Origin of the sequence: Escherichia sp. E10V5, from assembly GCF_004212315.1 — a bacterium.
GTDB lineage: Bacteria > Pseudomonadota > Gammaproteobacteria > Enterobacterales > Enterobacteriaceae > Escherichia.
Map to the genome: position 1 here is coordinate 23,089 of NZ_RHJM01000009.1, position 21,561 is coordinate 44,649.

The 21,561-nt window shown below is 49.3% G+C and carries 18 protein-coding genes and 1 pseudogene; 13 read left to right on the forward strand and 6 right to left on the reverse strand.

Annotated features, from left to right (window positions below; all coding sequences use genetic code 11):
• Positions 1 to 146: 146 nt before the first annotated feature.
• The 5 genes and pseudogenes from D9738_RS07010 to D9738_RS07030 all read left to right on the forward strand — a co-directional run bounded on the left by D9738_RS07010 (position 147) and on the right by D9738_RS07030 (position 5,985).
• Positions 147 to 1,413 (forward strand): annotated as a pseudogene (locus tag D9738_RS07010) (MFS transporter).
• An 11-nt stretch (positions 1,414 to 1,424) separates the two neighbouring features.
• On the forward strand, positions 1,425 to 2,291 hold the full coding sequence (ydiB, locus tag D9738_RS07015; protein WP_130208246.1) for a quinate/shikimate dehydrogenase: 867 nt from the start codon (positions 1,425 to 1,427) through the stop codon (positions 2,289 to 2,291).
• A gap of 30 nt (positions 2,292 to 2,321) precedes the next feature.
• Positions 2,322 to 3,080, forward strand: coding sequence for a type I 3-dehydroquinate dehydratase (aroD, locus tag D9738_RS07020; RefSeq protein WP_130218927.1), 759 nt, complete (start codon positions 2,322 to 2,324; stop codon positions 3,078 to 3,080).
• A gap of 144 nt (positions 3,081 to 3,224) precedes the next feature.
• On the forward strand, positions 3,225 to 4,820 hold the full coding sequence (locus D9738_RS07025) for an acyl CoA:acetate/3-ketoacid CoA transferase (RefSeq protein ID WP_130259833.1): 1,596 nt from the start codon (positions 3,225 to 3,227) through the stop codon (positions 4,818 to 4,820).
• Positions 4,821 to 4,833: 13 nt separating this feature from the next.
• Complete coding sequence (locus D9738_RS07030; RefSeq protein ID WP_000347861.1) at positions 4,834 to 5,985, forward strand: acyl-CoA dehydrogenase; 1,152 nt, start codon at positions 4,834 to 4,836, stop codon at positions 5,983 to 5,985.
• Positions 5,986 to 6,028: 43 nt separating this feature from the next.
• On the opposite strand, the gene D9738_RS07035 is transcribed toward D9738_RS07030, so the two are convergent.
• Positions 6,029 to 6,940, reverse strand: a complete 912-nt coding sequence (locus tag D9738_RS07035; protein WP_130208252.1) for an AraC family transcriptional regulator — start codon at positions 6,938 to 6,940, stop codon at positions 6,029 to 6,031.
• 315 nt (positions 6,941 to 7,255) lie between these two features.
• Between D9738_RS07035 and D9738_RS07040 the strand changes: the two genes are divergently transcribed.
• The 5 genes from D9738_RS07040 to fadK are packed head-to-tail and all read left to right on the forward strand — an operon-like array spanning position 7,256 to position 12,309.
• On the forward strand, positions 7,256 to 8,020 hold the full coding sequence (locus D9738_RS07040) for an electron transfer flavoprotein (protein WP_130259834.1): 765 nt from the start codon (positions 7,256 to 7,258) through the stop codon (positions 8,018 to 8,020).
• 19 nt (positions 8,021 to 8,039) lie between these two features.
• Complete coding sequence (locus D9738_RS07045; protein WP_130259835.1) at positions 8,040 to 8,978, forward strand: electron transfer flavoprotein subunit alpha; 939 nt, start codon at positions 8,040 to 8,042, stop codon at positions 8,976 to 8,978.
• 54 nt (positions 8,979 to 9,032) lie between these two features.
• On the forward strand, positions 9,033 to 10,322 hold the full coding sequence (locus tag D9738_RS07050; protein ID WP_130259836.1) for an FAD-dependent oxidoreductase: 1,290 nt from the start codon (positions 9,033 to 9,035) through the stop codon (positions 10,320 to 10,322).
• Complete coding sequence (locus tag D9738_RS07055) at positions 10,319 to 10,612, forward strand: ferredoxin family protein (protein ID WP_000081086.1); 294 nt, start codon at positions 10,319 to 10,321, stop codon at positions 10,610 to 10,612. The genes D9738_RS07050 and D9738_RS07055 overlap by 4 nt, the downstream gene beginning before the upstream one ends.
• Before the next feature lie 56 nt (positions 10,613 to 10,668).
• Positions 10,669 to 12,309 (forward strand): medium-chain fatty-acid--CoA ligase, encoded by a 1,641-nt coding sequence (gene fadK / locus D9738_RS07060; protein WP_130259837.1) that lies wholly within the window; start codon positions 10,669 to 10,671, stop codon positions 12,307 to 12,309.
• A 50-nt stretch (positions 12,310 to 12,359) separates the two neighbouring features.
• Here fadK and D9738_RS07065 read toward each other — a convergent pair whose 3' ends face one another.
• From D9738_RS07065 to ppsA, 5 genes are all read right to left on the reverse strand, one after another.
• Positions 12,360 to 13,103, reverse strand: a complete 744-nt coding sequence (locus D9738_RS07065; RefSeq protein ID WP_130208262.1) for an SDR family oxidoreductase — start codon at positions 13,101 to 13,103, stop codon at positions 12,360 to 12,362.
• Positions 13,104 to 13,115: 12 nt separating this feature from the next.
• Positions 13,116 to 13,595 (reverse strand): YhcH/YjgK/YiaL family protein, encoded by a 480-nt coding sequence (locus D9738_RS07070; protein ID WP_130259838.1) that lies wholly within the window; start codon positions 13,593 to 13,595, stop codon positions 13,116 to 13,118.
• Positions 13,596 to 13,605: 10 nt separating this feature from the next.
• Entirely contained in the window at positions 13,606 to 14,565 is a 960-nt protein-coding gene (locus tag D9738_RS07075; RefSeq protein WP_130208266.1) for a 2-hydroxyacid dehydrogenase, read from the reverse strand.
• A 35-nt stretch (positions 14,566 to 14,600) separates the two neighbouring features.
• Entirely contained in the window at positions 14,601 to 16,001 is a 1,401-nt protein-coding gene (locus tag D9738_RS07080; protein WP_130259839.1) for an anion permease, read from the reverse strand.
• A gap of 488 nt (positions 16,002 to 16,489) precedes the next feature.
• Complete coding sequence (gene ppsA / locus D9738_RS07085; RefSeq protein WP_130208268.1) at positions 16,490 to 18,868, reverse strand: phosphoenolpyruvate synthase; 2,379 nt, start codon at positions 18,866 to 18,868, stop codon at positions 16,490 to 16,492.
• A gap of 332 nt (positions 18,869 to 19,200) precedes the next feature.
• Here ppsA and ppsR point away from each other — a divergent pair, with 332 nt between their 5' ends.
• The 3 genes from ppsR to hemP all read left to right on the forward strand — a co-directional run bounded on the left by ppsR (position 19,201) and on the right by hemP (position 21,559).
• Positions 19,201 to 20,034: a posphoenolpyruvate synthetase regulatory kinase/phosphorylase PpsR gene (gene ppsR / locus D9738_RS07090; RefSeq protein WP_000368046.1), complete on the forward strand. Its 834-nt coding sequence runs from the start codon at positions 19,201 to 19,203 to the stop codon at positions 20,032 to 20,034.
• Positions 20,035 to 20,189: 155 nt separating this feature from the next.
• Positions 20,190 to 21,236, forward strand: coding sequence for a 3-deoxy-7-phosphoheptulonate synthase AroH (gene aroH / locus D9738_RS07095; RefSeq protein WP_130259840.1), 1,047 nt, complete (start codon positions 20,190 to 20,192; stop codon positions 21,234 to 21,236).
• Between the two features lie 131 nt (positions 21,237 to 21,367).
• On the forward strand, positions 21,368 to 21,559 hold the full coding sequence (gene hemP / locus D9738_RS07100) for a hemin uptake protein HemP (protein WP_130208717.1): 192 nt from the start codon (positions 21,368 to 21,370) through the stop codon (positions 21,557 to 21,559).
• Positions 21,560 to 21,561 lie beyond the last annotated feature (2 nt).

Sequence of the window (21,561 nt, forward strand, 5' to 3'; positions counted from 1 at the left end):
AACAAACTATTACATGCAATATTCCTGGAAACATAAACTTTATGCCATGTACCCAGAGAAAATCATCTTCAGTATAGTGATTATGAAAACCGTCGAAATACAACACGGACGGTAACAAAATTATCTTTCAGCAAGGAGCTGTGAAAATGTCTCAAAATAAGGCTTTCAGCACGCCATTTATCCTGGCTGTCCTTTGTGTATACTTCAGCTATTTCCTACATGGCATTAGTGTTATTACGCTTGCACAAAACATGTCATCTCTGGCAGAAAAGTTTTCTACCGATAACGCCGGTATCGCCTATTTAATTTCTGGTATCGGTCTGGGCCGTCTGATAAGTATTTTATTCTTCGGTGTAATCTCCGATAAATTTGGTCGACGAGCAGTAATATTCATGGCCGTTGCCATGTATATGCTGTTTTTCTTTGGTATTCCGGCCTGCCCAAGTTTAGCTCTCGCTTACGGTCTGGCAGTGTGCGTTGGTATCGCCAACTCAGCCCTGGATACCGGTGGATATCCGGCATTGATGGAATGCTTCCCGAAAGCCTCGGGTTCAGCCGTAATATTGGTTAAGGCGATGATATCGTTCGGGCAAATGCTCTATCCGATGCTGGTGAGTTATATGCTGTTGAATAACATCTGGTACGGTTATGGGCTGATTATCCCAGGCATCGTATTTGTGCTGATCACGCTGATGCTATTGAAAAGTAAATTCCCAGGCCAGTTGGTGGATGCCAGCGTAGCTGGTGAACTACCGCAAATGAACAGTAAGCCGTTAGTCTGGCTGGAAGGTGTTTCATCGGTGTTGTTCGGTGTTGCCGCATTCTCGACCTTTTATGTAATTGTCGTGTGGATGCCCAAATATGCGATGGCGTTTGCCGGTATGTCGGAAGCTGAGGCATTAAAAACCATCTCTTATTACAGTATGGGTTCGCTGGTCTGTGTCTTTATTTTTGCCGCACTATTGAAAAAAATGGTGCGTCCCATCTGGGCTAACGTGTTTAACTCAGCACTGGCAACGGTAACCGCCGCTATCATTTATCTGTACCCTTCTCCACTGGTGTGTAATGCAGGGGCTTTTGTCATCGGTTTCTCTGCTGCTGGCGGTATTTTACAGCTTGGCGTTTCAGTCATGTCTGAGTTTTTCCCCAAAAGCAAAGCCAAAGTCACCAGTATTTATATGATGATGGGTGGTCTGGCCAACTTTGTTATTCCGTTGATTACCGGTTATCTGTCGAATATCGGCCTGCAATACATCATCGTTCTCGATTTTACTTTCGCGCTTCTGGCCCTGATTACCGCAATTATTGTTTTCATCCGCTATTACCGCGTTTTCATTATTCCTGAAAATGATGTCCGGTTTGGCGAACGCAATCTTAGCACCCCGGTTAAACACAATTAAGCAAAGAAATTAGAGGAGTTAATTATGGATGTTACCGCTAAATACGAATTGATTGGCCTGATGGCCTATCCTATCCGCCACAGTTTATCGCCTGAAATGCAAAACAAAGCCTTAGAAAAAGCGGGATTGCCATTTACCTATATGGCCTTTGAAGTGGATAACGATAGCTTTGCCGGAGCAATTGAAGGCTTAAAAGCCTTAAAAATGCGCGGAACCGGTGTGTCGATGCCTAACAAACAACTGGCGTGTGAATATGTTGATGAATTAACACCAGCGGCCAAACTGGTTGGCGCTATCAATACCATCGTCAATGATGACGGCTACCTGCGCGGCTATAACACCGACGGCACGGGCCATATTCGCGCCATTAAAGAGAGCGGTTTTGATATCAAAGGCAAAACGATGGTGCTGCTAGGTGCCGGTGGTGCCTCAACGGCGATTGGCGCGCAAGGCGCGATTGAAGGTTTAAAAGAGATTAAAATCTTCAACCGTCGGGATGAATTCTTCGACAAAGCCCTCGCCTTCGCACAACGGGTCAACGAAAACACCGATTGTGTCGTCACCGTGACCGATCTCGCCGATCAGCAAGCCTTTGCTGAAGCCCTGGCTTCCGCCGACATTTTAACCAACGGCACAAAAGTGGGTATGAAGCCTCTTGAAAATGAATCATTAGTTAACGATATCAGTTTGTTACATCCAGGACTGCTGGTCACTGAATGCGTGTATAACCCGCATATGACGAAGTTATTGCAGCAGGCGCAACAAGCAGGTTGCAAAACGATTGATGGATACGGCATGTTGTTGTGGCAAGGGGCTGAACAGTTCACGTTATGGACTGGCAAAGATTTCCCTCTGGAATACGTTAAACAGGTCATGGGGTTCGGCGCCTGACAGGCTGACCGCGTGCAGAAAGGGTAAAAAATGAAAACCGTAACTGTAAAAGATCTCGTCATTGGTACGGGCGCACCAAAAATCATCGTCTCGCTGATGGCGAAAGATATCGCCAGCGTGAAATCCGAAGCTCTCGCCTATCGTGAAGCGGACTTTGATATTCTGGAATGGCGTGTGGACCACTTTGCCGACCTCTCCAGCGTGGAGTCTGTCATGGCCGCGGCAAAAATCCTCCGTGAGGTAATGCCAGAAAAACCGCTGCTGTTTACCTTCCGTAGCGCTAAAGAAGGCGGCGAGCAGGCGATTTCTACTGAGGCTTATATTGCACTCAATCGCGCAGCCATCGACAGCGGTCTGGTCGATATGATCGATCTGGAGTTATTTACCGGCGACGATCAGGTTAAAGAAACCGTCGCCTATGCACATGCGCATGATGTGAAGGTTGTCATGTCCAACCATGACTTCCACAAAACGCCGGAAGCCGAAGAGATTATTGCCCGTTTGCGTAAAATGCAGTCCTTCGACGCTGATATTCCTAAAATTGCGTTGATGCCGCAAAGCACCAGTGATGTCCTGACGTTGCTTGCCGCTACCCTGGAGATGCAGGAGCAGTATGCCGATCGTCCAATCATCACGATGTCGATGGCAAAAACTGGCGTAATTTCCCGTTTGGCTGGTGAAGTATTTGGTTCAGCCGCAACGTTTGGTGCAGTAAAAAAAGCCTCTGCGCCTGGGCAAATATCGGTGAATGATTTGCGCACAGTATTAACTATTTTGCACCAGGCGTAATAAATAACGTACCGGCGGGAGCAACCTTCCCCGCCGTATAAAAAAATATTTTCAAAGAGTATTTGATAAAAATATTCTGTGGGTATCTGTGCGCTATTTTTAATGCTTGCACAGAGAAATCCATACCTGAATCAGGAAAAAATAATGAAACCTGTAAAACCACCTCGTATTAATGGACGAGTGCCGGTCCTGTCGGCACAGGAAGCGGTAAGTTATATTCCCGACGAAGCAACGCTTTGTGTATTAGGTGCAGGTGGCGGTATTCTGGAAGCCACCACATTAATTACCGCTCTTGCTGACAAATATAAACAAACCCAGACACCGCGTAATTTAGCGATTATTAGCCCTACAGGGCTTGGCGATCGCGCCGATCGTGGTATTAGTCCGCTGGCGCAAGAAGGTCTGGTGAAATGGGCATTATGCGGCCATTGGGGACAATCACCGCGTATTTCTGAACTCGCAGAACAAAATAAAATTGTTGCCTATAACTATCCACAAGGTGTGCTCACTCAAACATTGCGCGCTGCTGCTGCCCACCAGCCAGGAATTATTAGCGATATTGGTATCGGAACGTTTGTCGACCCTCGCCAACAAGGCGGCAAACTGAATGAAGTGACTACAGAAGACCTGATTAAACTGGTCGAGTTTGATAATAAAGAATATCTCTATTACAAAGCGATCGCGCCAGATATTGCTTTTATTCGCGCTACAACCTGCGACAGCGAAGGCTACGCAACCTTTGAAGATGAAGTGATGTATCTCGACGCATTGGTTATTGCCCAGGCGGTGCACAATAACGGCGGTATCGTGATGATGCAGGTGCAGAAGATGGTTAAGAAAGCCACGCTGCATCCTAAAGCTGTCCGTATTCCAGGTTATCTTATCGATATTGTGGTGGTCGATCCGGACCAAACCCAACTCTATGGCGGTGCGCCAGTTAATCGTTTTATTTCTGGTGACTTCACCCTGGATGACAGTACCCAACTTAGCTTGCCTCTTAATCAGCGTAAATTAGTCGCGCGGCGCGCATTGTTTGAAATGCGCAAAGGTGCAGTGGGTAATGTCGGTGTCGGTATTGCCGACGGTATTGGTCTGGTCGCCCGGGAAGAAGGTTGTGCTGATGACTTTATTCTGACGGTGGAAACAGGCCCAATTGGCGGTATTACTTCGCAAGGTATCGCCTTTGGCGCGAACGTGAATACCCGCGCCATTCTGGATATGACTTCCCAGTTCGATTTTTACCACGGCGGTGGTCTGGATGTCTGTTATTTGAGTTTTGCCGAAGTAGACCAGCACGGTAACGTCGGGGTGCATAAATTCAATGGCAAAATCATGGGTACAGGTGGATTTATTGATATCAGTGCCACCTCGAAGAAAATCATTTTCTGCGGCACGTTAACTGCGGGCAGTTTAAAAACAGAAATTACCGATGGTAAATTAAATATCGTCCAGGAAGGACGGGTAAATAAATTTATCCGTGAACTTCCGGAAATTACTTTTAGCGGAAAAATCGCGCTCGAACGGGGACTGGATGTTCGTTACATCACCGAACGCGCTGTATTCACCCTGAAAGAAGACGGCCTGCATTTAATCGAAATTGCCCCTGGCGTCGATTTGCAAAAAGATATTCTCGACAAAATGGATTTCACCCCAGTTATTTCACCAGAACTGAGAATGATGGACGAAAGATTATTTATCGATGCGGCGATGGGTTTTGTCCTGCCTGAAGCGGCTCATTAACAGGAGTATCACGATGGATTTTTCTTTAACTGAAGAACAAGAACTGCTGCTGGCCAGTATTCGCGAACTGATTACGACTAACTTTCCGGAAGAGTATTTCCGCACCTGCGATCAAAACGGTACATATCCGCGTGAGTTTATGCGGGCGCTGGCAGATAACGGCATTTCTATGCTTGGCGTGCCGGAAGAGTTCGGCGGCATCCCTGCGGATTACGTCACCCAGATGCTGGCGCTGATGGAAGTGTCAAAATGCGGTGCTCCGGCGTTTTTGATTACCAACGGTCAGTGTATTCACAGCATGCGCCGTTTTGGTTCTGAGGAGCAGCTACGTAAAACGGCAGAAAGCACCCTGGAAACCGGCGACCCCGCCTATGCCCTGGCGTTGACGGAACCAGGCGCTGGCTCAGATAACAACAGCGCCACCACCACTTACACGCGTAAAAATGGCAAGGTTTACATCAACGGACAGAAAACCTTCATCACTGGCGCGAAAGAGTACCCGTATATGCTGGTGTTGGCGCGCGATCCGGAACCGAAAGATCCGAAAAAAGCCTTCACCCTGTGGTGGGTTGAGTCCAGTAAGCCCGGCATTAAGATCAATCCGCTGCATAAAATCGGCTGGCATATGCTTAGCACCTGCGAAGTTTATCTCGACAACGTGGAAGTTGAAGAGAGCGACATGGTAGGCGAAGAAGGAATGGGTTTCCTCAATGTGATGTACAACTTTGAGATGGAGCGCCTGATCAACGCCGCGCGCAGCACTGGCTTTGCCGAATGCGCATTCGAAGATGCCGCCCGCTATGCCAACCAGCGTATCGCTTTTGGTAAGCCAATTGGTCATAACCAGATGATCCAGGAAAAACTGGCGCTGATGGCGATTAAGATCGACAACATGCGCAACATGGTGTTGAAAGTGGCATGGCAAGCCGATCAGCATCAGTCACTGCGCACCAGCGCGGCGCTGGCAAAACTGTACTGCGCACGCACTGCAATGGAAGTCATTGATGATGCAATTCAAATCATGGGCGGGTTGGGCTACACCGATGAGGCACGCGTCTCCCGCTTCTGGCGTGATGTCCGCTGTGAACGGATTGGCGGTGGTACTGACGAGATTATGATTTACGTTGCAGGTCGGCAGATCCTGAAAGATTACCAGAATAAATAATCTCCAGGCGGCGCAGCTTCTGACAAAAACTGCGCCGTCAGATTTATCCGGCAAGACTTACAGGTTCAGAAAATTCAGATAAGATTTCTTGTTCAGCAAAACAATTTTTAAATTGTTTGCGGTAATCACTGGGAGAACAGCCAACATGGCGCAAAAACAGTTTGGCAAAATGATCGACATTTTCATAACCCACGCGCCAGGAGATTTCTGCCTGCGACAAATCGGTATTGGTCAGCAACCATTTCGCTTCCGTCATACGCCGTTGAATGACGTAGTTAATGGGAGAAATTCGATACTCTTTAGTAAATTCATGACAAATATAACTGACGCTGGCACGAAATTTTTTCGATAACTGTTCTAAAGTGATTTTTTCGCGGTAATTATTATTAAGATAAAAGAGAATATCTTTTATCAGGACATCTTTTTTAATATATCCCTGCTCCGAACGATAGGCATTTTTAAAGTTTTCGTAATAGAGAATCGCTAACGTATAGGAAAATGCATCCCACACTGAAGATGTGTTGCCATTTTTACTTTGCGGTAAAATCACACTTAATTCATTAAAAAGCGTTTTGATGACCTCTTTTCCCTGCCCTGCGGCAATTACCGGACAAGAATGCGGTTGCAGTAACTGATTTTCTTCTGCGCCCTGAAACTGAAAACCGTAAAGCGCACAGGTACAAGTCGTTGCCGGGTCGTTAGCATCTGAGGCCACCGCGTGCAGTCTGCCACGCTCTATCACCACAATGTCATCGGCATGTGCCACATATAACGAAGAATCAATGGTAAACCTTGCCACCCCTTTCTTAACATAAATCAGCTCGGTTTCATTATCATGAACGTGATGTCCCGACTCCCATTTAGGATCGTCACTAAACGCAAAGCGCGAAAGTCGTGGCGTTTTACCGGCGACAAACAGCGTTTCGCTGGCATTATCAAAACAGCGTTGATACATGACAACCTCCCTATTCCATGAGCAAGCAAAAACAATATATGCCGGATAAAATACGGCGTGTATTGCGGTTATACAACCGCATTTAGCGAGAGCTAAACAAGATTATTTACATTGAATGCAAGATAGTACGTAAACGATGGCATAATATTGCCACTTATTGTGCTTTTGTTTTAACGATCTCATTTTTTTTGCAAGATTGTTTGCAAGGAAAACAGATTGCTCCGTCGAAAACCCCGCCCTGCTATCGCACACTATTTTCAGACCATTTTTACCTTCCATCGGAGATGGTTCCGTATGCGACCCACAGGAGAAATCATGAAAATAATAACCTGCTTTAAGCTGGTGCCTGAAGAACAGGACATTGTTGTCACTCCCGAGTACACCCTCAATTTCGACAATGCCGACGCCAAAATTAGCCAGTTCGATCTCAATGCCATTGAAGCCGCAAGCCAGCTTGCAACGGATGATGATGAGATAGCCGCGCTGACCGTTGGCGGTTCATTGTTGCAGAACTCAAAAGTGCGTAAAGACGTGTTATCCCGCGGACCGAACTGTCTGTACATGGTGCAGGATGCCCAGCTTGAGCATGCACTGCCTATCGATACCGCAAAGGCGCTGGCGGCAGCAGTTGAAAAAATCGGCTTCGATTTACTGATCTTTGGTGAAGGTTCCGGCGACCTTTATGCCCAGCAGGTTGGCTTGCTGGTCGGAGAAATTCTGCAACTTCCGGTGATTAATGCTGTGAGTGCTATTCAGCGTCAGGGCAATACACTGGTGATTGAACGCACGCTTGAAGATGAAGTTGAAGTGATCGAACTCTCTGTTCCAGCCGTGCTGTGCGTCACGTCAGATATTAACGTGCCACGCATTCCATCGATGAAAGCCATTCTCGGCGCGGGCAAAAAAACGGTACATCAGTGGCAGGCGAGTGATATCGGCTGGAGCCAGGCCACGCCGCTTGCTGAACTGATCGGCGTTCGCGTACCGCCGCAAACAGAACGCAAACACATCATTCTCGATAACGATTCGCCGGAAGCCATTGCCGAGCTGGCGGAACATCTGAAGAAAGCCCTGAACTAAAGCCAACGGAGAAGAAACGATGAGTCAATTAAACAACGTCTGGGTCTTTAGCGATAATCCTGAACGTTATGCCGAACTGTTTGGCGGCGCGCAGCAATGGGGCCAACAGGTGTATGCCATTGTACAAAATACCGACCAGGCACAGGCCGTTATGCCTTATGGTCCAAAATGTATTTATGTTCTTGAGCAAAACGCTGCACTGCAACGCACTGAAAATTACGCTGAAAGCATTGCTGTCCTGCTGAAAGATAAACACCCCTCTATGTTGCTGCTGGCCGCGACAAAACGCGGTAAAGCGCTGGCTGCACGGTTAAGTGTGCAACTGAATGCGGCGCTGGTGAACGATACCACGGCGGTGGATATTGTCGATGGTCACATTTGCGCCGAACACCGCATGTATGGTGGATTAGCGTTCGCCCAGGAAAAGATCAACAGCCCGCTGGCGATCATTACCCTTGCGCCCGGTGTTCAGGAACCTTGCACCAGTGACGCCTCGCATCAGTGTCCGATTGAGAATGTGCCTTACGTTGCTCCGCGTCATGAAATTCTTAGTCGCGAACGCCGTGCGAAAGCGGCAAGCAGCGTGGACCTGAGCAAAGCAAAACGCGTGGTCGGCGTCGGTCGTGGTCTGGCAGCACAGGATGACCTGAAAATGGTCCACGAACTGGCAGCGGCACTCAATGCTGAAGTCGGTTGTTCACGCCCGATTGCCGAAGGCGAGAACTGGATGGAGCGTGAACGTTATATCGGTGTCTCCGGCGTGTTGCTGAAATCCGACCTCTATCTGACGCTGGGGATCTCCGGGCAGATCCAACATATGGTTGGCGGCAATGGCGCAAAAGTGATTGTCGCCATCAATAAAGATAAAAATGCGCCAATCTTCAACTATGCCGACTACGGTCTGGTGGGCGATATCTACAAAGTCGTCCCTGCCCTGATTAGCCAGTTGAGTCGCTAATTCCCTTTCAACCACATCTCCCGCTGTGAAGACAGCGGGAAGGGAGCATAACGCATGTCGGATGACAAATTTGATGCCATTGTGGTCGGTGCGGGCGTTGCCGGTAGCGTTGCCGCATTGGTCATGGCGCGAGCCGGACTGGATGTCCTGGTGATCGAACGCGGCGACAGTGCCGGATGTAAAAATATGACCGGCGGGCGTCTTTATGCCCACACGCTTGAAGCGATCATTCCAGGCTTTGCTGCATCAGCGCCGGTAGAACGCAAAGTCACACGCGAGAAAATCTCCTTCTTAACCGAAGAGAGCGCCGTTACCCTCGATTTTCACCACGAGCAGCCAGATGTTCCGCAACACGCTTCTTATACCGTATTGCGCAATCGTCTCGACCCGTGGTTGATGGAACAAGCCGAACAGGCGGGTGCGCAGTTTATCCCGGGCGTTCGCGTCGATGCGCTGGTTCGTGAAGGTAACAAGGTCACTGGCGTCCAGGCCGGGGATGATATTCTCGAAGCCAATGTGGTGATTCTGGCTGATGGCGTTAATTCAATGCTTGGCCGTTCGCTGGGAATGGTTCCCGCCTCCGATCCGCATCATTACGCTGTTGGCGTTAAAGAGGTCATTGGCCTCACGCCGGAGCAAATCAACGATCGCTTTAACGTCACTGACGATGAAGGTGCCGCCTGGCTGTTTGCCGGTTCCCCCTCTGACGGTCTGATGGGTGGCGGATTCATCTACACCAATCACGATTCCGTATCGTTGGGTCTGGTTTGTGGATTGGGTGATATCGCTCATGCGCAAAAAAGCGTGCCGCAAATGCTGGAGGATTTTAAACAGCACCCCGCCATTCGCCCACTGATTAGCGGTGGCAAACTGCTTGAATATTCCGCGCATATGGTGCCGGAAGGCGGTCTGGCAATGGTGCCGCAACTGGTTAACGATGGTGTGATGATCGTCGGTGATGCCGCAGGTTTCTGCCTCAATCTGGGCTTTACGGTTCGCGGAATGGATTTAGCCATCGCATCGGCCCAGGCGGCTGCCACAACGGTGATTGCCGCCAAAGAACGCGCGGATTTCTCCACCAGCAGCCTGGCGCAATACAAGCACGAGCTGGAACAAAGCTGTGTTATGCGTGATATGCAGCATTTTCGCAAGATCCCAGCGCTGATGGAAAACCCGCGCCTGTTTAGTCAGTATCCGCGCATGGTCGCCGATATCATGAACGATATGTTCACTATTGACGGCAAACCAAACCAGCCGGTACGAAAAATGATTCTCGGACATGCGAAGAAAATCGGGCTGATTAATCTGCTGAAAGATGGCATTAAGGGAGCAACCGCGCTATGAGCCAGAACGCTACGGTCAACGTTGACGTCAAATTAGGCGTCAACAAATTCCATGTTGATGAGGGCCACCCACATATCATTCTGGCGGCAAATCCCGACATCAATGAATTTCAAAAATTAATGAAAGCCTGCCCTGCCGGACTGTATAAGCAGGATGACGCGGGAAACATTCATTTTGATTCCGCCGGTTGTCTGGAGTGCGGCACCTGTCGGGTGCTGTGCGGCAACACTATTCTCGAACAATGGCAATACCCCGCAGGCACCTTCGGTATTGATTTCCGTTACGGCTAATTACGCTTCCCACAGGCCCGCACATCGGGCCTGACGTTCTGTTTCGAGAGTTCAAAATGAAAGTGACATTAACGTTTAACGCGCAGCGTCGTGCAGCCTATCGACAACAAGGATTGTGGGGCGATGCTTCGCTGGCCGACTACTGGCGGCAGACTGCATGCGCGATGCCAGACAAAATAGCCGTTGTCGATAATCATGGCGAATCGTACACCTATAGCGCACTCGATCACGCTGCGAACTGTCTGGCAAGCTGGTTACTGGCTAACGGTATTGAATCGGGCGATCGTATCGCTTTTCAATTGCCTGGCTGGTGTGAATTTACCGTTATCTATCTTGCCTGCCTGAAAACCGGTGCAGTTTCCGTGCCGTTGTTGCCTTCCTGGCGAGAAGCTGAACTGGTGTGGGTGCTCAATAAGTGTCAGGCAAAAATGTTTTTTGCACCGACATTGTTTAAACAAACGCGTCCGGTAGATTTAATCCTGCCACTGCAAAATCAGCTTCCACAACTACAACAGACCGTCGGCGTGGATAAGCTGGCCCCCGCCACCTCGTCTCTCTCGTTAAGTCAGATTATTGCCGACAATCCCCCGCTGGTCGCCGCAACATCGGTCCACGGCGATGAATTAGCGGCGGTGCTATTTACCTCCGGAACTGAGGGCATGCCAAAGGGCGTGATGCTAACGCATAATAATATTCTCGCCAGCGAGCGGGCTTATTGCGCGCGGCTGAATCTGACCTGGCTGGATGTCTTTATGATGCCTGCACCACTCGGTCACGCGACGGGGTTTCTGCATGGTGTAACAGCGCCGTTTTTGATTGGCGCCCGCAGCGTGTTGTTAGATATTTTTACCCCGGAAGCCTGTCTCTCGCTGCTTGAGCAACAACGTTGTACCTGTATGCTCGGAGCAACGCCGTTTGTTTATGACCTTTTGAATCTACTTGAGAAACAGCCTGCCGACCTTTCTGCGCTGCGTTTCTTTCTTTGCGGCGGCACCACGATCCCCAAAAAAGTGGCGCGTGAATGCCAGCAACGCGGCATTAAATTATTAAGCGTTTATGGTTCCACGGAAAGCTCGCCACATGCAGTGGTGAATCTCGACGATCCTTTGTCGCGCTTTATGCACACCGATGGTTACGCTGCCGCTGGGGTGGAAATTAAAGTGGTCGATGATGCACGCAAGACCTTACCGCCAGGTTGCGAAGGTGAAGAGGCTTCGCGTGGCCCTAATGTGTTTATGGGTTATTTTGATGAACCTGAATTAACCGCTCGTGCGCTGGATGAAGAGGGCTGGTATTACAGTGGCGATCTCTGCCGCATGGATGAGGCTGGCTATATAAAAATTACCGGACGCAAGAAAGATATTATTGTTCGCGGCGGCGAAAATATTAGCAGCCGTGAGGTGGAAGATATTCTATTGCAGCATCCTAAAATTCACGATGCCTGTGTGGTTGCGATGCCCGATGAACGTTTAGGTGAACGTTCATGCGCTTATGTCGTGCTGAAAGCGCCGCATCATTCATTATCGCTGGAAGATGTAGTGGCATTTTTTAGCCGTAAACGGGTCGCGAAATATAAATACCCTGAACATATCGTGGTGATCGAAAAACTGCCGCGCACGGCCTCCGGTAAAATACAAAAATTTTTGTTACGCAAAGATATTCTTCAACGACTCGAACAAACATACGTTGAGGCATAATTCATAAATAATAAAGCACCTTATACGCAAGGTGCTTTATTCAATCCCGATTAACCACGTCCGACATATGGCATATTATTTGCCATAATCGTTATTTCCAGCACATTCGTGGTTACTGGCAACTGGGCCATCATCTGAATGGCTGCTGCAACATCAGCAACATTCATCATATCTTCCGCTTTAATAGCGCCATCTGCCTGATAAACGCCCTTACGCATCCGATTCGATAATGTCGTTTCCGCATTGCCGATATTAATTTGCCCGCAAGCGATATTAAATTTGCGACAATCAAGGGAAATGGCCTTGGTCAACCCGGTAACAGCATGTTTCGACGCCGTGTATGCCGCAGTATAAAGGCGCGGTGTCAGTGCGGAAATCGACGCATTGTTAATAATGCGTCCTCCCATTGGCTGCTGCGCCTTCATGATTTTAATCGCTTCTTTCGAACACAAAAATGTCGAGTGAATATTGGCGTTAAACACGCGTGTCCACTCAGTAAACTCAACCTCTTCAATACTTTTTGCCGGACTATTATTGCCCGCATTATTGAACAAGAGATCCAGTCGACCAAAACGAGCCTTAATCTCGGCAAATAGTGCAACGACAGCGGACTCATCCGTGACATCAGCAACCAGAGGAATAAAGCGTTCCTTGGCTAATCCTTGTGCACATTGCTGTAAGGTTTCTTCGTTACGCGCGGCAACAATAACAGTATATCCAATGTCATAGAGTGCCTTTGCTGCCGCGTAGCCGATACCTTTACTTCCCCCTGTCACCAGGGCAATTTTTGTCATAGCCAGCTCCGCCTATAATAAACTCATGTCGATTTTCACGACTGTTTTTTTGATTTTCTCCACGTTATCGACTTTATAACATGCCCGATGTACATCTTCCGGGAAGACCACCACAAACTGTCCTGGTGTCAACGTGATTATCCGATCATTAATACGTTCATCAGCATAAAAAATAACGTCACGGTCGCCCAGGTGGCTTTCTACAACCGAGTTTTTTCCATCATCAAAATCCACACAAATCCGCTCTTCTCCGGCAATTAAGAAATGGACATCAAGATATTTACGATGAACTTCTGGTCGGCATTCATGTAGTGGTTTAGTCATCGGTTCAACCACGGTATAAAAAATTGAGTCATCCTGAATAAAAACCTTCTCCCCCACAGGAACACTATTCAGATCATGTTGTGAAAGATACTCAATGACACGAGCGATGACAGGATGAAATGTCCGCTTTTGTTGTTCACTAAGATACGCGATATCACCATAAATCATATTTTCCGCCTTATTGAGTAACAGGGGTAATAACTGGCTGTCCGCTAAAGAAAGCCTGTAAGTTATCAAAAACCAAATCTGCCATTGCATTAAACGTTTCGCTCGTACCACTGGCGATATGTGGCGTCAGGACAACGTTATCCAGCGACATTAATTGTTCTGGCACATGTGGTTCGTTGGCATAAACGTCCAGTGCCGCACCAGCAATGATGTTATTTTGCAGAGCATCAATCAGATCGGTTTCGTTCACCACTGATCCCCGGGAAATACTGATCAAATGTCCGGTTTTCCCCAGAGCCTGCAGCACAGTTTTGTCGATAACGCCGCGTGTACTTACCCCGCCTGGCAGCGTCAGAACGAGGAAGTCCACCGCTTGCGCCAGAGAAACCAGCGAATCATGCGCCGTCCATTCAGGTTTGTTATGCGGTTTTGGGTCGAAATAGTGAATTTCCATTTCAAATGCTGCTGCACGGCGGGCTACAGCATTACCAATGTTCCCCAGACCAACAATTCCGCAACGTTTACCACTCACTTTCGTCGCCATCGGGAAACGCCCTTCGTTTGGCCAACGACCGTCACGAACATAACGATCGGCAATGTTAATACGTCGGGCAACATTGAGTAACAACGCCATGCCAATGTCTGCAACACAGTCATTAAGCACGCCAGGTGTGTTGGTGACGATAACGCCATGCTCCCTGGCTGCCACGATATCAATAGGGTCATAGCCCACACCATTGCTGGCAATAATCTTCAGATTCGGAAATTTTTCAATTAGCGCCCGAGAAGCTCCCATTACCGGATTACCACTGGTCACCAGCGCCTTAATATCCGGCGCGATCTGCGTGTAAAAAGCGTCTGCGTCGGTCAGTTCCCACAGGCGATATGCGGTGAAGGTAGATTCAACTTTAGCCATTAAGCGGTCGCTTAATTTGCCGACGATCGCCACCTGAATATCTTTTAAGTTCATACACTATTCCTTGATTGATGTTTGCCGCAGGCCACTTACCATAGGCCAAGAATTTTCCACCACACCGCCCCCAGTCCGAACCAGATGACAATGTTCAACAACATGACGATAAAGCCCAGCCGCCACCATTCTCGTTGCGAGACATAGCCAGCGCCGTAATAGATGACTGCGGGTCCGTTGCCATAATGCGAAATGCCGCTCATCAGGTTAGTGACGAACGCCAGTGACAGAGCAGCCATCATCGGCGGCGCGCCTGCAGCAACCGAGACGCTGCCAAAAGCGGCATACATCGCCACTACATGCGGCGTACTTCCGGCAAAGAAATAGTGGGAATAGCAGTAAACTATCAGCAAAACCGTCAGTGTTATTTCCCAGGGAATGCCGGTGAACAGAGCCGAGGTTGTGACGGCGAACCATTTGAACAGGCCAAGCTGATTGAGCTTATCTGCCATACAAATCATGACGCCCAGCCAGACCAGAATGTCCCAGGCCCCCTTCTCTGACTGCACATCCTGCCAGGTGATAATCCGGGTCATCAACATTAAACAGACGCCGGAAAGCGCGACAGCGGTCGCATCCAGACCAGTCCATTTCGATGTACTCCAGGCCAATAATGAAAGCAGGAAAATGCCAATCGTCACGCGCTCATCTCGGGTTACCGGCCCCATTTTGATAAGTTCTTCCTGTGCCAACGCTTTGGCTTCTGGTGTCTTTTTGATCTCTGGCGGGTAGAGTTTGTAAATGACCAACGGCATAGTGATAAAAGCGATAATGCCCGGCACCAGTGCGCTTAGCGTCCACATCCCCCATGAGATATCGACAAATAAGGTGCTGGCCGCCAGAGATACAATGAGTGCATTTGGCGCGCTGGCCGTCATAAACATCGAGGATGAGAGACAGTTGGAATGGAACACCGTCTGCATCAGATAAGCGCCAATTTTACGCGGCCCTTGATCCGGTTCAGATCCAAAGCTGTTAGAGACACTGCGAACAATCGGGAACAAAATTCCCCCTGCTCGCGCTGTGTTTGATGGCGTTGCGGGCGCGATAATCATATCGCTTAGCGCCAATGTATAACCCAGACGTAACGAGCTGCCGCCAAATCCGCGAATCAGCAAATAGGCGATACGCCGCCCCAACCCCGTTTTGATGAATTCTTTCGCGTACAGGAATGCGGCGACAATAAGCCATACCGTGGTGCTGCTGAAACCTTTTAAGGCTTCGCTGGTTTTCATCATGCCGGTCAGCATAATAAAACTGATGGCTATTAACGCGATAGCGCCTACCGGCAACGGTTGCAGAATAAATGCCACCACAGTGGTGATGAATATGGCCAGAATGTGCCAGGTTAAGGGTGTTAATCCGTCAGGGACGGGGGAAAACCATATAGCGAGTGCGACAATCGCACAAATCAGGACTTTCAAATAGCAACTCATATGCAATCCCTGTAGCTGTTTCCCTCCGCTCGCGGAGGGAATTTATCCTGTTTTCTGTACAGCCAGACAAATCAGAAAATCGGTTTTAGTTCGAATAAATTCTCTGAATTACATAATCTGCGCTTATGTCTGAATAACGGTGCGGTAATTTTTCATATCCATATCCCTTTTTATGCTGTGGTTGAAGACAGTATAAAAACGGGACTCGCCAGTGACTTCGTGCAATCCAACGAACTCTGGACGAAAAAATTACGCATATGCTTAAGGAAATTGACGAGTGGTCACATTCGGCTTTGAAAAAAACAGTATCGAGAATTATTCTGTGGAGAGGATCGCAAACGAATTAAAATCAGAAAGAACACCAGCCAATTATTCAGATGATGCCCGGAAGCTTTTTATATTGCACGAGCGCGTTTGCCCGAAGTAGGTTGATAAAAGGTGGGGATATAGAAATGGACCCGGCGACAAAACGCCGCCGGGTATTTATTTTATTTCTTCAGTTCAGCCAGGCTTAACCAGGTTTGCACCACGGTGTCCGGGTTCAGAGACAGGCTATCGATCCCCTCTTCCATCAGCCATGCAGCAAAGTCTTCGTGGTCAGACGGTCCCTGACCGCAAATGCCGACATATTTGCCCTGTTTCTTCGCAGCACGGATCGCCATCGACAGCAGTGCTTTCACGGCGTCGTTGCGCTCATCGAACAGTTCAGACACCACGCCGGAGTCGCGGTCCAGACCGAGCGCCAGCTGTGTCATGTCGTTTGAGCCGATAGAGAAACCGTCGAAATATTCGAGGAACTGTTCAGCCAGCAAGGCGTTGGACGGAATTTCGCACATCATGATGATTTTCAGCCCGTTCTCGCCACGTTTCAGCCCCTGACGCGCCAGCTCTTCAACCACTGCTTTCGCCTGGTCTACGGTACGCACGAACGGGATCATGATCTCTACGTTGGTCAGTCCCATGTCGTTGCGCACACGTTTCACCGCTTCACACTCCAGTGCGAAGCAGTCGCGGAAGCTGTCAGAAACGTAGCGGCCCGCGCCACGGAAGCCCAGCATCGGGTTCTCCTCATGCGGCTCGTAACGCTCACCACCCACCAGATTGGCGTATTCATTGGATTTAAAATCAGAAAGACGGACAATCACGCGTTTCGGATAAAACGCGGCGCCCAGCGTCGCGATCCCTTCGGTCAGACGGCCAACGTAAAATTCGCGCGGAGAATCGAAGCCTTTCATCATCTCGCGAATTTCATTTTGTAACTGTGGTTCCTGGTCATCAAACTCAAGCAGTGCGCGGGGGTGAACGCCAATCATGCGGTTGATGATAAATTCCAGACGCGCAAGGCCCACACCTTCGTTCGGCAGGCAGGCAAAGTCAAACGCACGGTCAGGGTTACCGACGTTCATCATCACTTTCAGTGGCAGGTCCGGCATGGTTTCCACGCTGGAGCTTTTCACACTGAATTCAAGCAACTCCGCATAGACGTAACCGGTATCGCCTTCGGCACAAGAAACGGTGACGTTCTCACCGTCTTTCATACGTTCGGTCGCATCACCGCAGCCCACTACCGCCGGAATACCCAGTTCACGAGCGATAATTGCCGCGTGACAGGTACGACCGCCACGGTTGGTGACGATGGCAGACGCTTTCTTCATGATCGGTTCCCAGTCCGGGTCGGTCATGTCAGTAACCAGCACGTCGCCAGGTTCGATGCGGTTCATTTCGCTGATGTCATGAATGACTTTCACCGGACCCGCGCCGATACGATGACCGATAGCGCGGCCTTCGGCGATAATCTTGCCCTGTGAATGCAACGTATAACGTTCCATCACCTGACCGCGAGAACGTACAGTTTCTGGACGCGCCTGCACGATAAACAATTTACCGGTGTGGCCATCTTTCGCCCACTCAATATCCATCGGGCGACCGTAGTGTTTCTCAATTTGTACGGCCTGTTTTGCCAGTTCCTGCACTTCTTCGTTGGTCAGCGAGAAGATGTCACGCTGTTCCTGCGGTACATCTTCAATTTTAACCTGCTTGCCGTGCTCCTGGGTCGGCGCGTAGACCATGCGGATTTTTTTCGACCCCATGGTGCGGCGCACGATAGCCGGGCGATTCGCTGCCAGTGTCGGTTTATGCACGTAAAACTCATCCGGGTTAACCGCGCCCTGCACGACCATTTCACCCAGGCCCCATGCGGAAGTGATAAACACCACCTGGTCAAAGCCGGATTCGGTATCAATGGAGAACATCACCCCAGAAGATGCGAGGTCGGAGCGCACCATCCGCTGAACACCGGCGGAGAGTGCCACGCCACGGTGATCGTAACCCTGATGCACACGATAAGAGATGGCGCGATCGTTAAACAGAGAAGCAAAGACATGTTTCACTGCCACGAGAACGGCGTCAAAACCCTGAACGTTGAGGAAGGTTTCCTGCTGACCGGCAAAAGAGGCGTCCGGCATATCTTCTGCGGTGGCGGAGGAACGCACCGCAAAAGAGGCATTTTCGTCATCGGCGGAAAGCTGTGCATAGGCTTCGCGGATGGCGTTTTCCAGCTCAGGCTGGAAGGGAGTGTCGATAATCCACTGGCGGATTTGCGCGCCCGCTTTCGCAAGCTGGGTAACATCGTCAATATCCGTTTTATCCAGCAGTTCATAGATGCGCTGGTTTACGCCGCTTTGGTCCAGAAACTGGTTAAACGCGTCGGCGGTTGTGGCGAAACCATTCGGAACGGAAACGCCCATTCCGGAAAGGTTAGTAATCATTTCACCCAGGGAGGCATTTTTGCCCCCAACCCTGTCTACATCATTCATGCCGAGTTGGTTATACCAAAGCACCAGCGGTGACGAGCCATTGTTGGACATCGAACAATCCTTTTGTGATAAATGAACGGTTTGAGAAACACATTTCTGCGTATTTATCTTTGCATATTTAACCGGATGAAAAAAACGGTGAATCGTTCAAGCAAATATATTTTTTTACTTTTTAAGACTGATCCCAGCGTTGCGCAAATCCGCTATCTTCAGTAATTTCCACATAAACCATCGGTATAAACGAAAGCGTAAAAATGAAATACTGTTTTCATAAAATATAAAATTGAAGGTTCATTTTATAAACCAGGCATAACCTTCTACGCTTCTGTACGTTTTTAATTTATGCTTTCATAGAATTATGTCTGCATCACGGGAAGAACAAAATGGATAATGCTGTTGATCGCCACGTTTTTTATATTTCTGATGGTACGGCTATAACTGCGGAGGTATTAGGACACGCAGTGATGTCACAATTTCCCGTTACTATCAGCAGCATTACGCTGCCGTTTGTCGAAAATGAGAGCCGTGCTCGGGCGGTGAAAGATCAGATTGACGCAATTTATCACCAGACAGGTGTGCGCCCGCTGGTTTTTTACTCCATTGTGCTACCGGAAATCCGCGCCATCATTTTGCAAAGCGAAGGTTTTTGCCAGGATATTGTGCAGGCGCTGGTTGCCCCGCTACAACAAGAGATGAAACTGGACCCGACGCCGATTGCTCATCGTACCCATGGCCTGAACCCTAATAATCTCAATAAATATGATGCGCGCATTGCGGCGATTGATTACACCCTCGCCCATGACGACGGCATTTCGTTGCGCAATCTGGACCAGGCTCAGGTGATCCTGCTCGGCGTCTCTCGCTGTGGTAAAACCCCCACCAGCCTGTATCTGGCGATGCAGTTTGGTATCCGCGCGGCAAACTATCCCTTTATTGCCGATGACATGGATAATCTGGTGCTGCCCGCGTCGCTCAAACCGCTTCAGCATAAATTGTTCGGACTGACTATCGACCCTGAGCGTCTGGCGGCGATTCGCGAAGAGCGTCGGGAGAACAGTCGCTATGCCTCGCTTCGCCAGTGCCGGATGGAGGTTGCGGAAGTGGAAGCGTTGTACCGTAAAAATCAGATCCCGTGGATTAACAGTACCAATTATTCGGTAGAAGAGATTGCCACCAAGATCCTCGATATCATGGGCCTAAGCCGTCGAATGTACTAGAGAACTAGTGCATTAGCCTATTTTTTGTTATCATGCTAACCACCCGGCGAGGTGTGACACACCTCGCACTTGAAATCAGCTGCGATTGGTTTATCGTGATGCGCATCACTTCCCGGTAGTCCTGCCGTTGAAGCAACAAATTTCTGAGACTTGTAATGAACAGAACTGACGAACTCCGTACTGCGCGTATCGAGAGCCTGGTAACGCCCGCCGAACTCGCGCTACGGTATCCCGTAACGCCTGGCGTCGCCAACCATGTCATTGATTCCCGCCGCAGAATTGAAAAAATACTGAACGGTGAAGACAAGCGGCTATTGGTCATTATTGGACCCTGCTCGATCCACGATCTGACCGCTGCCATGGAGTATGCCACCCGTCTGCAGGCGTTGCGCAACCAGTACCAGTCACGACTGGAAATTGTTATGCGCACCTATTTTGAAAAACCGCGTACCGTTGTTGGCTGGAAAGGACTCATCTCCGATCCGGATTTAAACGGCAGCTATCGCGTTAATCACGGCATTGAAATGGCACGTAAGTTGCTGTTGCAGGTAAATGAACTGGGCGTTCCCACCGCGACCGAGTTCCTCGATATGGTGACCGGTCAGTTTATTGCTGACTTAATTAGCTGGGGCGCAATTGGCGCACGTACCACCGAGAGCCAAATCCACCGTGAAATGGCGTCAGCGCTCTCCTGTCCGGTAGGTTTTAAAAATGGTACCGATGGCAACACGCGGATTGCCGTGGATGCTATCCGCGCAGCCCGTGCCAGCCATATGTTCCTCTCGCCAGACAAAAACGGTCAGATGACCATCTATCAGACCAGCGGCAACCCATACGGCCATATTATTATGCGTGGCGGCAAAAAACCGAACTACCATGCCGATGATATCGCCGCAGCCTGCGATACGCTGCACGAGTTTGATTTACCTGAACATCTGGTGGTTGATTTCAGCCACGGTAACTGCCAGAAGCAGCACCGCCGTCAGTTAGAAGTCTGTGAAGATGTTTGCCAGCAAATCCGCAATGGCTCCACGGCAATTGCCGGAATTATGGCAGAAAGTTTCCTGCGCGAAGGTACACAAAAAATCGTCAGCGGTCAGCCGCTCACCTACGGTCAGTCGATTACCGATCCTTGTTTAGGTTGGGAAGATACTGAACGCCTGGTCGAAAAACTCGCCTCTGCGGTAGATTCCCGCTTCTGAATGCGTGCCCATTCCTGACGGAATGGGCATTTCTGCGCAACTTGTTGTCTTCTCAACAAATTACTGCTTGCTCTGGTTTGCCATAATATTGATAATAAGAATCATTGTTATATCAATTATTATTAATTTTTATGCGTTATACGGATAGCAGAAAACTCACGCCTGAAACGGATGCCAATCACAAGACCGCTTCCCCGCAGCCCATTCGGCGAATTACCAGCCAGACACTGTTAGGTCCTAATGGCAAACTGATTATCGATCATGACGGGCAAGAATATCTGCTCCGTAAAACTCAGGCTGGCAAGCTGCTGTTGACCAAGTAGCC

Excerpts from the sequence above, each read along its gene's own strand:
- D9738_RS07055 (WP_000081086.1), top strand. The coding sequence starts at position 10,319 with ATGAGCCAGAACGCTACGGTCAACGTTGACGTCAAATTAGGCGTCAAC.
- aroH (WP_130259840.1), top strand. The coding sequence starts at position 20,190 with ATGAACAGAACTGACGAACTCCGTACTGCGCGTATCGAGAGCCTGGTA.
- fadK (WP_130259837.1), top strand. The coding sequence starts at position 10,669 with ATGAAAGTGACATTAACGTTTAACGCGCAGCGTCGTGCAGCCTATCGA.
- D9738_RS07050 (WP_130259836.1), top strand. The coding sequence starts at position 9,033 with ATGTCGGATGACAAATTTGATGCCATTGTGGTCGGTGCGGGCGTTGCC.
- D9738_RS07045 (WP_130259835.1), top strand. The coding sequence starts at position 8,040 with ATGAGTCAATTAAACAACGTCTGGGTCTTTAGCGATAATCCTGAACGT.
- D9738_RS07035 (WP_130208252.1), bottom strand. The coding sequence starts at position 6,940 with ATGTATCAACGCTGTTTTGATAATGCCAGCGAAACGCTGTTTGTCGCC.
- aroD (WP_130218927.1), top strand. The coding sequence starts at position 2,322 with ATGAAAACCGTAACTGTAAAAGATCTCGTCATTGGTACGGGCGCACCA.
- D9738_RS07075 (WP_130208266.1), bottom strand. The coding sequence starts at position 14,565 with ATGAACTTAAAAGATATTCAGGTGGCGATCGTCGGCAAATTAAGCGAC.
- D9738_RS07040 (WP_130259834.1), top strand. The coding sequence starts at position 7,256 with ATGAAAATAATAACCTGCTTTAAGCTGGTGCCTGAAGAACAGGACATT.
- D9738_RS07080 (WP_130259839.1), bottom strand. The coding sequence starts at position 16,001 with ATGAGTTGCTATTTGAAAGTCCTGATTTGTGCGATTGTCGCACTCGCT.
- D9738_RS07070 (WP_130259838.1), bottom strand. The coding sequence starts at position 13,595 with ATGATTTATGGTGATATCGCGTATCTTAGTGAACAACAAAAGCGGACA.
- D9738_RS07025 (WP_130259833.1), top strand. The coding sequence starts at position 3,225 with ATGAAACCTGTAAAACCACCTCGTATTAATGGACGAGTGCCGGTCCTG.
- ydiB (WP_130208246.1), top strand. The coding sequence starts at position 1,425 with ATGGATGTTACCGCTAAATACGAATTGATTGGCCTGATGGCCTATCCT.
- ppsA (WP_130208268.1), bottom strand. The coding sequence starts at position 18,868 with ATGTCCAACAATGGCTCGTCACCGCTGGTGCTTTGGTATAACCAACTC.
- D9738_RS07030 (WP_000347861.1), top strand. The coding sequence starts at position 4,834 with ATGGATTTTTCTTTAACTGAAGAACAAGAACTGCTGCTGGCCAGTATT.
- D9738_RS07065 (WP_130208262.1), bottom strand. The coding sequence starts at position 13,103 with ATGACAAAAATTGCCCTGGTGACAGGGGGAAGTAAAGGTATCGGCTAC.
- ppsR (WP_000368046.1), top strand. The coding sequence starts at position 19,201 with ATGGATAATGCTGTTGATCGCCACGTTTTTTATATTTCTGATGGTACG.
- hemP (WP_130208717.1), top strand. The coding sequence starts at position 21,368 with ATGCGTTATACGGATAGCAGAAAACTCACGCCTGAAACGGATGCCAAT.